Annotated in this window: 15 protein-coding genes; 8 read left to right on the forward strand and 7 right to left on the reverse strand. The window is 68.2% G+C overall.

Annotated elements, in window-relative coordinates; translation table 11 throughout:
* Positions 1-14 precede the first annotated feature (14 nt).
* Both NO931_RS11415 and NO931_RS11420 read left to right on the forward strand, forming a co-directional pair.
* A complete protein-coding gene (locus NO931_RS11415) occupies positions 15-1,223 on the forward strand; it encodes a sensor histidine kinase (protein WP_256392457.1) in 1,209 nt (402 codons plus the stop codon).
* 64 nt (positions 1,224-1,287) lie between these two features.
* A complete protein-coding gene (locus tag NO931_RS11420) occupies positions 1,288-1,623 on the forward strand; it encodes a DUF7344 domain-containing protein (RefSeq protein WP_256392458.1) in 336 nt (111 codons plus the stop codon).
* A 182-nt stretch (positions 1,624-1,805) separates the two neighbouring features.
* Here the strand turns inward: NO931_RS11420 and ddfA are convergent, their stop codons facing one another.
* Positions 1,806-2,102, reverse strand: coding sequence for a DdfA family disk-determining factor (gene ddfA, locus NO931_RS11425; protein WP_256392459.1), 297 nt, complete (start codon positions 2,100-2,102; stop codon positions 1,806-1,808).
* A gap of 75 nt (positions 2,103-2,177) precedes the next feature.
* Here ddfA and NO931_RS11430 point away from each other — a divergent pair, with 75 nt between their 5' ends.
* Positions 2,178-2,915 (forward strand): helix-turn-helix domain-containing protein, encoded by a 738-nt coding sequence (locus NO931_RS11430; RefSeq protein WP_256392460.1) that lies wholly within the window; start codon positions 2,178-2,180, stop codon positions 2,913-2,915.
* 31 nt (positions 2,916-2,946) lie between these two features.
* Here NO931_RS11430 and NO931_RS11435 read toward each other — a convergent pair whose 3' ends face one another.
* Positions 2,947-3,294: a DUF7964 domain-containing protein gene (locus NO931_RS11435; RefSeq protein WP_256392461.1), complete on the reverse strand. Its 348-nt coding sequence runs from the start codon at positions 3,292-3,294 to the stop codon at positions 2,947-2,949.
* 214 nt (positions 3,295-3,508) lie between these two features.
* Between NO931_RS11435 and pyk the strand changes: the two genes are divergently transcribed.
* The 5 genes from pyk (at position 3,509) to NO931_RS11460 (ending at position 8,473) form a co-directional block, all read left to right on the forward strand.
* On the forward strand, positions 3,509-5,299 hold the full coding sequence (gene pyk, locus NO931_RS11440) for a pyruvate kinase (protein WP_256392462.1): 1,791 nt from the start codon (positions 3,509-3,511) through the stop codon (positions 5,297-5,299).
* Positions 5,300-5,379: 80 nt separating this feature from the next.
* Entirely contained in the window at positions 5,380-5,634 is a 255-nt protein-coding gene (locus NO931_RS11445) for a DUF7312 domain-containing protein (protein ID WP_256392463.1), read from the forward strand.
* Positions 5,635-5,715: 81 nt separating this feature from the next.
* Positions 5,716-6,459: an NfeD family protein gene (locus NO931_RS11450; protein WP_256392464.1), complete on the forward strand. Its 744-nt coding sequence runs from the start codon at positions 5,716-5,718 to the stop codon at positions 6,457-6,459.
* A gap of 107 nt (positions 6,460-6,566) precedes the next feature.
* The gene (locus tag NO931_RS11455) at positions 6,567-7,706 is read left to right on the forward strand and encodes an SPFH domain-containing protein (protein WP_256392466.1); all 1,140 of its coding nucleotides are present in this window, start codon (positions 6,567-6,569) and stop codon (positions 7,704-7,706) included.
* Positions 7,707-7,855: 149 nt separating this feature from the next.
* Positions 7,856-8,473 (forward strand): winged helix-turn-helix transcriptional regulator, encoded by a 618-nt coding sequence (locus tag NO931_RS11460; RefSeq protein ID WP_256392467.1) that lies wholly within the window; start codon positions 7,856-7,858, stop codon positions 8,471-8,473.
* An 80-nt stretch (positions 8,474-8,553) separates the two neighbouring features.
* Here the strand turns inward: NO931_RS11460 and NO931_RS11465 are convergent, their stop codons facing one another.
* From NO931_RS11465 to aroA, 5 genes are all read right to left on the reverse strand, one after another.
* Complete coding sequence (locus NO931_RS11465; RefSeq protein WP_256392468.1) at positions 8,554-8,814, reverse strand: DUF7123 family protein; 261 nt, start codon at positions 8,812-8,814, stop codon at positions 8,554-8,556.
* Positions 8,815-9,031: 217 nt separating this feature from the next.
* Complete coding sequence (gene yjjX / locus NO931_RS11470; RefSeq protein WP_256392469.1) at positions 9,032-9,553, reverse strand: inosine/xanthosine triphosphatase; 522 nt, start codon at positions 9,551-9,553, stop codon at positions 9,032-9,034.
* Positions 9,554-9,658: 105 nt separating this feature from the next.
* Entirely contained in the window at positions 9,659-10,810 is a 1,152-nt protein-coding gene (gene aroC / locus NO931_RS11475) for a chorismate synthase (RefSeq protein WP_256392470.1), read from the reverse strand.
* A gap of 641 nt (positions 10,811-11,451) precedes the next feature.
* Positions 11,452-12,318: a fructosamine kinase family protein gene (locus NO931_RS11480; RefSeq protein ID WP_256392471.1), complete on the reverse strand. Its 867-nt coding sequence runs from the start codon at positions 12,316-12,318 to the stop codon at positions 11,452-11,454.
* A gap of 35 nt (positions 12,319-12,353) precedes the next feature.
* Positions 12,354-13,649, reverse strand: a complete 1,296-nt coding sequence (gene aroA, locus NO931_RS11485) for a 3-phosphoshikimate 1-carboxyvinyltransferase (RefSeq protein ID WP_256392472.1) — start codon at positions 13,647-13,649, stop codon at positions 12,354-12,356.
* Positions 13,650-13,718: the final 69 nt, after the last annotated feature.

The raw sequence follows: 13,718 nt of genomic DNA on the forward strand, positions 1-13,718 counted from the left end.
CGGCTACTAGAGCCGTGTCACTGATTCGCTCGAACGTCGGCGGACGGCGTTCGATCCTCGCTCTCGGGGCCCTGTACGTCGCGGCCGGCGTCGCGTGGCCGCTGACACAGGTTCCCGCGGGTCTGATGCTCCGCGAGGGCCTGAGCATCGCGGTTCTCACCGTCGGCGCCGGGATCGCGCTCCTCTACGGCGGTTATCGGCTCCCCCGGACCGACGTTCGCCCCGAGTTCTTCGGCACCGTCGCCGGGTGGTGTCTCCGCGGCGTCGCCGCGATGATCGGCATTCTCCTCTTTCTGGAGTTGCTCGTCGACCTCAACGACGCGGTCGCCAACGTGCTCGTCCTCTCGTCGCTCGCCAGCGTCGCCGGCTTCGCCGCGGGTCTGTACGACGCCCGCGCGAAGACGCGCACGCGAGAACTCGAACTCCGCAACCGGGAACTGGAACGGACGAAGGCCGACCTCGAGGACGCGATCGACCGGCTACAGACCTCGAACGAGCGCCTCGAGGAGTTCGTGTACGCCGCCTCCCACGACCTACAAGAGCCGATGCGGATGGTGTCGAGCTACCTCCAGTTGCTGGAGCGTCGGTACCGCGACGATCTCGACGAGGACGCCGAGGAGTTCATCGACTTCGCGGTGGGCGGCGCCGATCGGATGCAGGCGATGATCGAGAGCCTGCTCGCGTACTCGCGCGTTTCGACCGGCGGCGAGCCGCTCGGACCGACCGACGCCGGCGCCGTCTTCGAGACCGTCCTCGACGACTTCGGCTCGCGAATCGACGACGCCGATGCGAGGGTTAGCGCCGACGAACTCCCGACGGTGCGCGCGGATCCCACACAGCTCGAACGGGTGTTCCGGCAGCTGCTCTCGAACGCCCTCGCGTACAGCGGGAGCGACCCCCCGCGAGTGCGCGTCGGCGCCGACCGCGAGGGCGACGAGTGGCGGTTCTCGGTGGTAGACGAGGGAATCGGCATCGAGAGCGAGTACCAGGACCGGATCTTCGACGTGTTCGAGCGCATGCACGCGAGCGAAACCGCGAGCGGGAACGACCGCGGCGGCATCGGGCTCGCGCTTTGCGAGCGCATCGTCGAGCGCCACGGCGGGCGGATCTGGGTCGAATCCGAAGTCGGCGAGGGCGCGACGTTCTACTTCACCCTCCCGGCGACGGAAGACGCGTCGAACGGCCCGGTGCGGACTTCCAAACGGGACAACGGCCTTACGTAAGCTGTCGAGACCTACGTCGTTTGGCGTGCAACCTACCCCCTACCGGCCCCTCCGATAGAGTACGATGTCAGTAACTCGCTTCAACGACGACCGTACGCTCTCGGAAGCCCGGCTTACCAGCGTCGTGGACCCGCGCCGCAGGGCCGTCCTCACAGCGCTCCAGGATGAGGAGACCGTCGTCGATCGTCGAGCGCTCGCCGAACGCGTCGCCGCCATCGAGAACGACGCCGCGCCCGCAGACGTTCCGGACGGGACGGTCGACGACGTGCTGCTCTCGCTCCACCACGTTCACCTCCCGAAACTCGACGACGCGGGCTACCTCGCCTACGACGCCGGGACGAGCGAGGTCACGCCTCGAACCGCCGAGAGCGACGAAGCGCCGCTTCTCGGCGATTTCTGATCGGACGATCGCTCCGCGACCGGTTCACTGCGACCGATTCGTTCTCACGACCCACGAAGTCGGCGAGCGGCGTCCCCAGTCGCTGCCAAGGCCGCTCCGGCGATATCGATGCCGGAGTCGAGCGTGTGGATACGGCCTGAAGGAGAAGATACGGCGCTGAAGACGAACGTACACCGGCGCCGTCAAGCCGAAAGCGGACTGTCGGTCGTTTCGTGCAGTTCGATCGTCCCCGTCGAGCTGACGACCACAGCGTACCCCGCGTAGTCGAATCGCAGCTCGCCGCCCGTCGCCTCCGGTGGAAAGAGCCCGTCCAGCGTGTCCGGATCGACCGTCTCGTACAGCGGCGGCAAGCGGGTCGCCGCCGTGTTCGATATCGCTGCGACCGCTCGCACCACGGCGGCACTGGTGGACTCGTCGTCGTCGACGGAACAGGCGAGTAGCGCGGAGCCGCCGGAAGTCTCGCGAGCGGGGCCGTTCATAGCAGTAGTACGGCGTCTCGACGGATAGCCGCCGGGGCTAGCATTTAACCCAACGACCGCCGAATGGGTAGTTCGATGACAGTCAACGAGCGCCGCCCGGCTCCGGAGGGTGTCACGCGGGTCGAGTTCGGCATCTCGAACCCGAAGTACCCCTTCGTGGGTGCGTCCGCCGGCGAGAACTGCCAGCTCTACCTCGAGGAGATTCTCCCTCGCGGAGAGGGCTCCTACGCCGAGTTTTTCGCGGTGGTCGGCGCTGATCCCGACCGGATCGTCGACCTCGCGGACGAACACGCCTCCGCGGAGCCGACACTGCTCAACGAGTACGATTCGGGCGGCCTCTTCGAGTTTCACGTCGCGGACGAGTGCCCGGCCGTCTTCCTGAGCGAACTCGGGGCGTTGCCCCGCCGCGTGTACAGCGACGAGGGCGAGGGGCACATCTCGGTCGAGATCCCACCGGCGGAGGATGCGTGCGAGATCGTCGACGCGTTTCTGGACGCCCACCCCGGCGCGGAACTGGAACGCAAGTCCGACCAGCCCTACGTCACGCCGATGTTCAGCCACCGCAAATTCAGGAACGCGCTCGAGGACCGGCTCACGGCTCGTCAGGAGGAGGTGCTGGCGGCGGCCCACGAGTCGGGCTACTACGACTGGCCGCGGGAGATCACGGCGGAGGAACTCGCCGACCGGCAGGGAATCTCGACGTCGACGCTACTCAAACATCTCCGGGCCGTCGAGCGCAAGTTCATCGCCGCGTTCTTCGAACGGCCCGCCGACGGCCCTTCCCGGACCGCCGCCGCCGCCGAATCTAGTTGATCGCTCTCCCCGATAGCGATGGCGTCCCGCGTCACCCGATCTCGAACTCGGTTTCGTCCTGGTACTTCCGTTCGGCGTGCTTCGACGCTTCGAGGCGGATCTCCTCTAGCGCGTCGTCGAACTCGCCGTCGTCGTAGGACGCGTCGCGCTCGGCCGACCAGCCGCCCTCGGGCTCCAGCGAGAGATACCAGATGCGCTCGTCGGTCGCGACGAGCACGTCCTCGGCGTGGTCCTCGTTCGGCCCGGATCGGCCGCCGGGGCCGCGAATCAGCACCGGCGAGGCGTGGCGCACGGCGTCGGCGTCGCTCAGCGCGTCGATGGCGTCGCGGGTCAGCGGCGCGTCCGGCAGCGACGAGAGCAGGCTCGGATCCTCTGTCATGGTCGACGATGGAACGCCGGTGGGCAAGAAAGCCCCGGTCGACGCGACGGGAACGGACTGACGGCGGGGTCTCGGCTCGGCCAGCCACCGCATACGTTCGTTTCAGCGGCCGATCGGCGGCGAGTCGTCACGGATCGACCGGTGTCAGTGTGCAAACGTACCACGCGCGGCCGGAACAAAGCGTTTTTTGAGTAGGTCGGGCGTACACCCGGGCATGAGAAACGCGAAGATAGTCTGTACCCTGGGGCCGGCGTCGGATTCCCGACGCTCGATCAGGGATCTGGCGGACGCCGGGATGTCGGTTGCGCGGCTCAACGCGAGCCACGGCGACCTCGAGACGCGGGGCGAGCTGATCGACCGCATCCAGGCGGTCGACGAGGCGGCCGACGAACCGCTGGCCGCGATGCTCGACACCAAGGGGCCGGAGATCCGCACCGCGCCGATCGACGAGCCGATCGAACTCGAGGCCGGCAGCGATATCCGGTTCGTCGAGGGCGAGGACGCGACGCCCGAGGAGGTCGGCCTGTCGGTCTCGATCTCCGGCGTCGCCGAGGGCGACCGCATCCTGCTCGACGACGGGCGGATCGAGACGACCGTAACTCGAGTGGACGGCGACGCCGTGTACGCACACGTCGAGGACGGCGGCCCCCTGCCCGGCCGCAAGGGCGTCAACATCCCCGGCGTCGATCTGGATCTCGACGTCGTCACCGAGAAGGACCGCAAGGATCTGGAGCTGGCCGCCGAGAAGGGCGCCGACTTCGTCGCGGCGAGCTTCGTCCGGGACGCCGACGACGTCTACGAGGTCAATCAGGTTCTCGAGGAGGCCGGCGCCGACATTCCGATCATCGCGAAGATCGAGCGCGCGGGCGCGATCGACAACCTCGACGAGATCATCGACGCCGCGTACGGCGTGATGGTCGCGCGGGGCGACCTCGGCGTCGAGTGCCCGATGGAGGAGGTGCCGATCGTTCAAAAGCGGATCATCCGCAAGTGCCGCGACGCGGGCGTCCCCGTCATCACGGCGACGGAGATGCTCGACTCGATGGTCCACGAGCGCCGACCGACCCGCGCGGAGGCGTCCGACGTGGCCAACGCCGTGCTCGACGGCACCGACGCCGTGATGCTCTCGGGGGAGACGGCGATCGGTGAGCATCCCGTTCGCGTGGTCGAGGCGATGGATCGGATCGTCGCCGAAGTCGAGCGCAGCGGCGAGTACCGCGAGATGCGCGAGAGCCGCGTGCCGACGGCCGACGACTCGCGGACCGACGCGCTCGCCCGCTCGGCGCGCTACCTCGCGCGGGACATCGGCGCCGGCGCGGTCGTGGCGGCCAGCGAGTCCGGCTACACTGCCCTGAAAACCGCGAAGTTCCGGCCGGGCGCGCCGGTCGTCGCGGCGACGCCGAACGATCGCGTCCGCCGCCAGATGGCCCTGTCGTGGGGCGTTCAACCGGTGTACGCTCCGTTCACCGACGAGGGGTCCGACGCCGTCATCGAGAACGCCGTCCAGGCGGCGCTCGATTCGGGCGCCGCCGAGAGCGGCGACACGGTCGTCGTCCTCTCGGGGATGATGACCGAACTCGAAGGGACCAGCACCACGAACATGCTCAAGGTCCACGTCGCGGCCGACGCGGTCGCGGCGGGTCGCGTCGTCGTCGACGGACGGCTGTCGGGGCCGGTCGCCAGGACTACCGACGGCGACCTCTCCACAGTTCCCGAGGGTGCGATCCTCGCGCTCGACGAGTCGTTCGACGGCGAGTTCGACGGCGACGCCGCGAAGCTCGGCGGCATCGTCGACGCCCGCCCGGGGATGACGGGCTACCCCGCGATGGTCGCCCGGGAACTCGACATCCCGATGATCAGCGGCGCCGAGCTCGGCGCCGACGTCGAGGTCGGCGACACGGTGACGATCGACGCCCAGCGCGGCGTCGTCTACGCCGGCGACGTCGTCTCCGCGCGCGAACGCGCGGAGCAGACGGGGCGCGCGGCGCCGGAGCGGCATCAGTAGGCCGACCGGCGACGGAAGCGCCCGGCGGGACGCGCCACCGGGACGGATCGCTTTTTGTGCTGGGGCGGTTACGATGACGTATGGCAGCGCCGAGCGACGAGGACGGGGGCCACGAGTGGGAGTACAGCCTCGCGGATCTGGAGGACGACGACGCGGGGGACGCAGCGTCGGACGGGGAGCACCCCGACGAGGACGACGGCGAGGACCCCTACGAGGCGATCGACCGCTCGATCGACCCCGAGGAGATCGACCTCGAAAACGCGGCGTTCGTCGCGCTCGGCGCGCTCGTCGGCGTGCTGATCATCCTGCGGACGGCCATGGTGTTCACCGGGTAGGAATCCGCAATCGAGAGCGAGCGGGTCGCGAGTATCGAATCGTGCGCAAGCATTAATCGGTCACGTTCCCAACACCCGCGTATGGTGTTGGAGGCCGTCGACCCGCCGCTGTTGTTGGTGATCGCCGGAATCGTCCTTTTAGTGATGGAAGCGATGGCGCCCGGCGCCCACCTGATCGTGCTCGGCGTCGCGCTGCTGTTCGCGGGACTGCTGGGGATGGCCTTTACCCCGCTGGCCGCGCCGATCGCGATGGCCGCGACGGTGCTGGTCGTGGGCGCGGCCGCGCTGTGGATCTACCGGGAGTTCGACTTCTACGGCGGGAAAGGGACCGCTCGGACGAGCGACTCGGACTCGCTGAAGGGCCAGACCGGACAAGTCACCGAGCGCGTCACCGCGACAGAAGGCCAGGTCAAGTTAGAGGACGGCGGGTTCAACCCGTTCTTCCAGGCCCGCGCGTTCGACGAGGAGATTCCCGAGGGGACCCAAGTGATCGTCGTCGATCCGGGCGGCGGCAACGTCGTGACGGTCGACTCGATGGAGCAGTACGACCGGGACGTGATCGACCGCGAACTCGAACGCGACAGTAGCGCCGCGGAGGACGACGACCCGCAGGATGCCGACCCCACGGCCGCGGACGCCGAGACTGAGTCCTCGGATTCCGAGACCGAATCGTCGGAGTCCGAGACCGAATCGTCGGAGTCCGAGACCGAATCGTCGGAGTCCGAGACCGAATCGTCGGACGCCGACGCTTCCTCGAACGACGCCGAGTCCGAGGCCGAGACGGCCGACGAGCAGCGCGACGTCGAGACAGAAGAAGCGGGGTGAGGCGAGGAGGAAACAGGCGGATCGGCGGCCGATCTGTCGCACCCCGGGAAATGATAGACCGTTACGAACAGCGAACTCTTATTACGCTCCCGACATAAATTGCGCTCATGGCCGGAGAAATACTACTGCAGGCTGTCCCGACGATTACGGTCCTCGGGGCCCTCCTGCTCCTGCTGGCGGTCGTAACACTCGCAAGTTCGATCGAGATCGTCGACGCGACCGAAAAGCGCGCGTTGACGGTGTTCGGGGAGTACCGGAAACTGCTCGAACCGGGTATCAACTTCGTCCCGCCGTTCGTCTCGAATACTCACAAGTTCGACATGCGAACCCAGACGCTGGACGTGCCCCGGCAGGAGGCGATCACCCGCGACAACTCGCCGGTGACCGCCGACGCCGTCGTCTACATCAAAGTGATGAACGCCAAGAAGGCGTTCCTCGAAGTCGACGATTACAAGCGGGCCGTCTCGAATCTCGCCCAGACGACGCTGCGAGCCGTGCTGGGCGACATGGAACTCGACGACACGCTCAACAAGCGCCAGGAGATCAACGCGAAGATCCGGAAGGAACTTGACGAGCCCACCGACGAGTGGGGGATCCGCGTCGAGTCCGTCGAGGTCCGCGAGGTCAACCCCTCGAAGGACGTCCAGGAGGCCATGGAGCAACAGACCAGCGCCGAGCGTCGCCGCCGCGCGATGATCCTCGAAGCGCAGGGTGAACGGCGCTCCGCCGTCGAGCAGGCCGAAGGTGACAAGCAGTCCAACATCATCCGCGCGCAGGGTGAAAAGCAGAGCCAGATTCTCGAAGCGCAGGGTGACGCCATCTCGACCGTGCTGCGCGCCAAGTCCGCCGAGTCGATGGGCGAACGCGCCGTCATCGACAAGGGGATGGAGACGCTCGAGGAGATCGGCAAGGGCGAGTCCAACACGTTCCTGATGCCCCAGGAGCTGACCTCGATGGTCGGCCGCTACGGCAAGCACCTCACCGGCAGCGACGTCCAGCAGCAGGACGGCTCGCTGAACAGCCTCGACTTCGATCAGGAGACCCGCGAGATGCTCGGGCTCGATGACATCGAGGAGATCCTCGGCCAGATCGACGCCGAGGCCGAGATGGACGTCGAGCAGATGGAAGAGGAAGCCCAGGCGATCAAGGAGGGCAGCGCCGGTGCGAACATCCGCAGCGCCGACGAAGTGATCGAGGAGATGGACCAGGAGGAAGGCGCGGCCGATCTCGAAGAGGAGTTGGAGTAAGCCCCGCGGTTCGGCGACCCTCCGTGGCCGCCAAAGCGACCCGCAACCAACCGAACCAACTCGCAGCCACTTTTGTTCGAACGTGAGTATTGGAAGCAACCTCGTGCATCCGAAGCCGTTTTATTTCGACCCGTCCTACTTCGAGGTAGATGTCCGGTCCCCGAGACGTCGACGAGTCCAAGCGCGCCACGCTCCGGCGCTTTGCCGCCCTCGGCGCCGCGGCGCCGTTCGCCGGCGTGGCCGCGGGCGAGGACGCCGAGGCCGACGATAGCGAGGCCCGGAGCGCGATCTCGGGCTATCTCGCGACGACGCCGGGCGCGCACTTCTCGAAGGTCCGCGACGACCTGCAACTCGGGACCGGCGAAACCCAGCACCACCTCCGCGAGCTGCTCGACGCGGGCCGGATCGAATCCCGCCGCGACGGCGACTACCGTCGGTACTTCCCCGCCGACAGATTCTCGGAGTTCGAGCAAGTGGCGCTGGGCTATCTCCGCCGCGAGACGCCGCGGGGGATGCTCGTCGAACTCCTGCGAGACCCGTCGGCGACCGGGGGCGACATCGCCGACGCGGTCGGCGTCTCGCGCCCGACGGTGAGCAAGTACGCCGGCGAACTGGAGTCGGCGGGCCTGCTCTCGCGGGCGGACGGCTACGCGGTACGAGAGCCCGAGACGGTGCTGACGCTGATCGTTCGGTACGCCGACTCCTTCGACGAAGACGCCGAAGCGCTGGCGGGCGAGGCCGACGAGCTGATCCGGTTCGATCCGTAGCTCGGGCGACGCCCGATCGACTGCAAAACGAGTGACCGCGAAACGACGTTTTTGCGTCCCGCTGTGGCGTCGAGTCCCGACTACGCGCTGACCTTCCAGGTCGTGCTCGACGAGTAGCCCCACTTCTCGACGTCGACGTCGAAGTTGCCCTCCTGGATCGCGGTCATGTTCGCGCCCACTTCCTTGGCGGTCATGTCGAGCGCGTCGCCGATCAGCCGCGACTTGAAGTACGTCTTGGTCGCCGCGCGCTCGCGGAGGTACGTGAGGATGCGGCGCTGTTTATCGGACAGGTCGGCGGCGGCGGTCTCGGCCTCGGCGGTCGCGGTTGCGGTCGTGCTCATACAACTGGATAGAGGTAAGACCGCCTTAGGGAGTTTGGTACGCGGGGTTAACCCGCTCCCGTGCAGCGATTTTGACATCGATCGCTCCCGAAATAAACCGGCCAGGGGGCGCCGTTGGTACGGCTGGTTAATCCCCTCGCGATCGGACCGGTCCGGGACCGGACAGTCCCGACGCTTGCACGGCGGCGTCCCGCACGAACGATATCGCGCTCGCAGTCTACCGGTCGTAGTGCGGGGTGACGAACGGGCCCAGCGCCGCGGCGACGGCGTGGGCCAGCGACGACTGCCGGTCGATGGCCTCGCCCGTGAGGAGGCCGGCAGCGCCGCTCCCCTCGCCCGCGTTCTCGGTGCCCAGCACCTCGTCGACGACGGGGCCGAGTTCGCGCCCCTCGCGGACGGGCTCGGCCATCGATTCGGGGAGGCGAATCGTCGGGCCGGCGCCGCGAGCCGTCCGCTCGCCATCTGTTGCGGCGGCCCACATGATCAGGTACAGCCCCGGCCGCGACGCCAGGTCGGCGACGCCGCCCTCGACGCCGACGCCGAGGTCGTACGCGCCCGCGTCGAGGGCACGCCGGGCGCGCGTCTCCGCGCCCTCGATCGTCTCGGCGCGTCCCCGGGGTTGCTCCGGGACGCCGGAGTCGACGTCGACACTCTCGACTGCGATACCGGGGACGTCCGCCAGGGCGTCCTCGACCGCCGCGATCTTGACCGGGTTCCCGCTCCCCACGCTCACTCGCATTACCCGTAGCAGCGGCTGGAGATATCTGTAAGCACCGATTCGAGACGTAGAACCCGGGCGTCGGCGTCCTGCGTGAGATCGGGCGTCGGCGTCCCGCGTTGCGGGCTACTCGTTGCGCGGGCTGGAGGGATGGTAGTCGGTGTCGTACTCACCCACCTGTCCGTCGACGCGGTCGGGGTTGAGCCGTCCCGACAGGAGCATGAAGTCGACCAGCGTAAGCGCGAGCATCGACTCGACGACGGGGACGCCGCGGGGCGGCAGCACCGGGTCGTGACGGCCGATGACTTTCTCCTCTTTGACCTCGTCGGTCTCCCAGTCGACGGTCTGCTGGGTCTTCGGGATCGAGGTCGGGGCGTGCAGCGTCACCTCGCCGTAGATCGGCTCGCCCGAGGTGATGCCGCCCTGCAGCCCGCCGTGGTCGTTCTCGGCGGGGACGGGCTCGCCGTCCTCCGAGAACTCCCAGTGGTCGTTCCGGTCGTAGCCCGACACCTCGCGGGCCCCCGTGCCGAGGCCGAACTCGAAGGCGGTCGTCGCGGGAACGCTCATCATCGCCTGGCCGAGGCGGGCTTCCATGGAGTCGAAGCGCGGCGCGCCGAGCCCGCGCGGGACGCCCCGGGCCTCGAAGTAGATCGACCCGCCGATGGAGTCGCCCTTCTCCTGGTAGTCCTCGATCAGTTCCTGCATCTCCGCGGCGGCGTCGGGATCGGCACAGCGCACGTCGTTCTCTTCCGAGTGTTCGAGCATCTGCTCGAAGGAGACCTCCGGCGCCTCGATGTCGCCGATCTGGTTGACGTGGGCCTTCAGCTCGATGCCCTCCTGTTGCAGGAGCTTCTTGGCGATCGCGCCCGCGGCGACCCAGTTCACCGTCTCGCGAGCCGAGGAGCGCCCGCCGCCGCCCCAGTTGCGCGTGCCGAACTTCGACGAGTAGGTGAAGTCGCCGTGCGAGGGCCGAGGCGCCGTGATGAAGGGCTCGTACTTGCCCGAGCGGGCGTCCTTGTTCTGGATGACCATCCCGATCGGCGTGCCCGTGGTGTAGCCGTCCTGAACGCCGCTTTTGATCTCTACGTCGTCTGGCTCGCCGCGGCTCGTCGATATCTTCGACTGTCCCGGCTTTCGCCGGTCGAGGTCGCCCTGAATGTCCTCCTCGGAGAGTTCGAGCCCGGCCGGACAGCCCGACACGGTCACGCCCATCGCCTCGCCGTGGCTCTCGCCGAACGTGGTCACCTGAAAGAGGCGACCGAACGAATTGCCGTTCATTACGCGTCAGTGAGAGTGCCGCACATTTAGGTTTTGCAATCTACGCAAGAAGGGCGGGCATCGAGGATCGACACATACGGCTTCGCCTCGAACGCCCTCGGCCCTTAGCAGTTGCAACTTCGACGAAGAACACCACGAAAGCCCTCGGCCCGCTCGCCGTCGCTGAACCGGATATCCTCACTGCGTTCGGATAGCGCCGACTCAGCGACGGCGACCGCGCCTCGCCCTTTCATTCCACCAGGTCCAACAACTGCACAGACCTGCCCTTCCCCGTCGGCGCGCCACAGGGGCGCGCCGGGCCGTGCGGCTGCGGTGGCGCGCGCTGTCGAGTCCCTGTGACGAGACAGCGCCGTGCGAGGGACGACTGAAGGAGCGGAGCGACTGAAGGAGTCGGTTGGGGAGGCCGAGGTTGCGGTCGGGTGGGACTGAAAGGGGCCGCGCGCTCGATCCGGAGAGGCGACGCAAGGACCGCAACGAAGTGAGGACCGCAGCGAGCCGCAACCGGTCGAGCGCGGCGGGGGCTTTCGTGGTGTTGTCGTCCAGTATAGTTCCAGAAAGCGCTGCGGGGGCTTTCAGGATTTCAGGGCGCTCACCGATGGTCCAGAGGGCGCGACAGAAGCGACACGATCAGGAACTCGTCGTCACACTCCGACACGATCGAGCGCCGACTCCAGTCGCTCCAACAACCGATCGCCGAAAAAGCGGACGTTCTCCAGTTCGTGGAACGCGGCGTAGGCGTCCCGGCGCGTCTCGACGAACCCGTCGTCGATCGCCCGGTGGCGCTGATACTCCTCGAAGAACGGATCGCCGACGGCGTCGATCCGGTCGACGTAGGCCAGATCGAACTCGGCGTGACCGAAGAAGATCGCCGGATCGAGGATGGCCCGAACCTCGCCCTCACGGACGACGACGTTACCCGGATGCACGTCCCCGTGGAGCAGCGCGGGCGCGTCGGGTTCGACCAGCAGGTCGTCCAGTCGGTCGGCGAATTCGAGGACGCGCTCGTAGGGCCCCTCGGGCAACGATCCGTCGGCCCGCGCGGCCTCGGCGAAGGGCAACACGCGCTGCTCCCGGAAGAACTCGATCCACGAATCGGTCCAGGGGTTCGACTGCGTGAAGGGGCCCGAGAGCGTGTCGAAGGGAAAGCCGAAGGCGTCGGCCGAGCGGTCGTGCAGCGCCGCGACCTGCCGCGCGAGATCTCGCTCGGCGCGCTCGTCGAATCGGCCGTCGCCCTCGACGTACTCCAGCAGCAACAGCCCGGGCTCGACGCCGAGCACGGCGGGCACGGGAACCGGCGTCTCGCGCGCGAGATACTGGAGCATGGCGGCCTCGTTGCCCAGCGGCGAGTCGTCGACCTTCGCGGCGACGGGCGCGCGATCCGCGAACGTGATTCGGTAGACCGTCCCGACGTTGCCGCCGTCGAGTTCGGTCGCGTCGGTGGCGTCGGCGTCGAGGAGGGCTGAGACGCGGGCGAGCAAATCTTCCGGAGTCGAATCGCCGGTGTCCATCGATAGGGAATCAGTAGATCGCGTTCCGACGTCCGTTACTCCCGCACCACGTCCACGCCCAACTCCTCGATCGTCTCGAAGAAGTTCGGGAACGACACGTCGACGTGCTCGGCGCCCCGAATCGTCGTCGGCCCCTCCGCGACGAGCCCGGCCACGGCCAGCGACATGACGATCCGGTGGTCCTTGCGCCCCTCGACGGTCGCTCCCGAGAGGTCGGTTTCGTCACCGTGGATCGTCAGCACGTCGCGTTCCTCGGTCACGCTCGCGCCCATCTTGCCCAGTTCCTCGGCCATCGCGCTGACGCGATCCGTCTCCTTGAACCGAACGTGCTCGCAGTTCTCGATCCGGGTGTCGCCGTCCGCGATCGCGCCGAGCGTCGCGATCGTCGGCAGGAGGTCCGGCGTGTCGCCCACGTCGACGGTCGTCCCCGAGAGGGCCGAGCGCTCGACCGAGATGATGCCCGCGTCCCGATCCCAGTCGATTGCGGCGCCCATCTCCTCCAGGACGCCGACGATCGCGCTGTCGCCCTGCGCGCTCGGCTGGGCGCCGCGCACGTTGACCGCCGCACCGTCCTCGGCCGCCACCGCGCCGGCCGCCAACAGGTACGACATCGACGAGAAGTCGCCCGGAACGGCGTACTCCCCGCCGGAGGGGGCGTAGGACTGCCCGCCGTCGACGGCGAAGCCGGCGTCGGTCCGCCGGGCGTCGACGCCGAACGCCGACAGGAGCTCGATCGTGATGTCGACGTACGGCGCCGATTTGAGCTCGGTCTCCAGATCGATCTCGACGCCCTCGTCGGTGACCGCACCAGCAAAGAGCAGCGCGGAAATGAACTGCGAGGACACGTCGCCCGGGATCGACGCCGTGCCGCCCGCGATGGGGCCGTCGATCACCAGCGGCGCCTGGCCGTTCCCGCGCGTCGAGCGGGCGCTCCCGCCGAGTTGCTCGATGGCGTCCAGCAGCGGCCCCTGGGGGCGCGAGCGCAGCGACTCGTCGCCGGTCAGCACGGTGCCGCCGTCCGCGAGCGCCGCGGCCGCGGTCACCAGCCGCATCGTCGTCCCGCTGTTGGCACAATCGACCACGTCCGCCGGCACGTCGGGGCGGCCGGCGAAGCCCTCGACGTCCAGCGACCCGTCGTCCGACTCCTCGACCGCCCCGCCGAACGCTTCGACGGCCCGCATCGTCGCCCGGATGTCGGCGCTTGTCAGGGGGTCCCGAACGGTCGCGCCGTCGGCGTAGCCGGCCGCCAACACCGCTCGGTGGGTGTAACTCTTCGACGGCGGCGCCGCCGCCGCGCCGCGAACCCGCGAGGGAGAGATCTCGACGTTCATGCCCGATGGGTCGGGCGGGGGGCGTATCACAGTACCGGAACCGGGCGGTTCGTCGGACGCCGACGCGGC

This window comes from Natronoarchaeum rubrum (assembly GCF_024494695.1).

Coding starts and splice junctions, on each gene's coding strand:
- aroA (WP_256392472.1), bottom strand. CDS start 13,649: ATGAACGTCGAGATCTCTCCCTCGCGGGTTCGCGGCGCGGCGGCGGCG.
- aroC (WP_256392470.1), bottom strand. CDS start 10,810: ATGAACGGCAATTCGTTCGGTCGCCTCTTTCAGGTGACCACGTTCGGC.
- NO931_RS11420 (WP_256392458.1), top strand. CDS start 1,288: ATGTCAGTAACTCGCTTCAACGACGACCGTACGCTCTCGGAAGCCCGG.
- NO931_RS11450 (WP_256392464.1), top strand. CDS start 5,716: ATGGTGTTGGAGGCCGTCGACCCGCCGCTGTTGTTGGTGATCGCCGGA.
- NO931_RS11430 (WP_256392460.1), top strand. CDS start 2,178: ATGACAGTCAACGAGCGCCGCCCGGCTCCGGAGGGTGTCACGCGGGTC.
- NO931_RS11480 (WP_256392471.1), bottom strand. CDS start 12,318: ATGGACACCGGCGATTCGACTCCGGAAGATTTGCTCGCCCGCGTCTCA.
- NO931_RS11465 (WP_256392468.1), bottom strand. CDS start 8,814: ATGAGCACGACCGCAACCGCGACCGCCGAGGCCGAGACCGCCGCCGCC.
- pyk (WP_256392462.1), top strand. CDS start 3,509: ATGAGAAACGCGAAGATAGTCTGTACCCTGGGGCCGGCGTCGGATTCC.
- NO931_RS11435 (WP_256392461.1), bottom strand. CDS start 3,294: ATGACAGAGGATCCGAGCCTGCTCTCGTCGCTGCCGGACGCGCCGCTG.
- ddfA (WP_256392459.1), bottom strand. CDS start 2,102: ATGAACGGCCCCGCTCGCGAGACTTCCGGCGGCTCCGCGCTACTCGCC.
- NO931_RS11445 (WP_256392463.1), top strand. CDS start 5,380: ATGGCAGCGCCGAGCGACGAGGACGGGGGCCACGAGTGGGAGTACAGC.
- NO931_RS11455 (WP_256392466.1), top strand. CDS start 6,567: ATGGCCGGAGAAATACTACTGCAGGCTGTCCCGACGATTACGGTCCTC.
- yjjX (WP_256392469.1), bottom strand. CDS start 9,553: ATGCGAGTGAGCGTGGGGAGCGGGAACCCGGTCAAGATCGCGGCGGTC.
- NO931_RS11460 (WP_256392467.1), top strand. CDS start 7,856: ATGTCCGGTCCCCGAGACGTCGACGAGTCCAAGCGCGCCACGCTCCGG.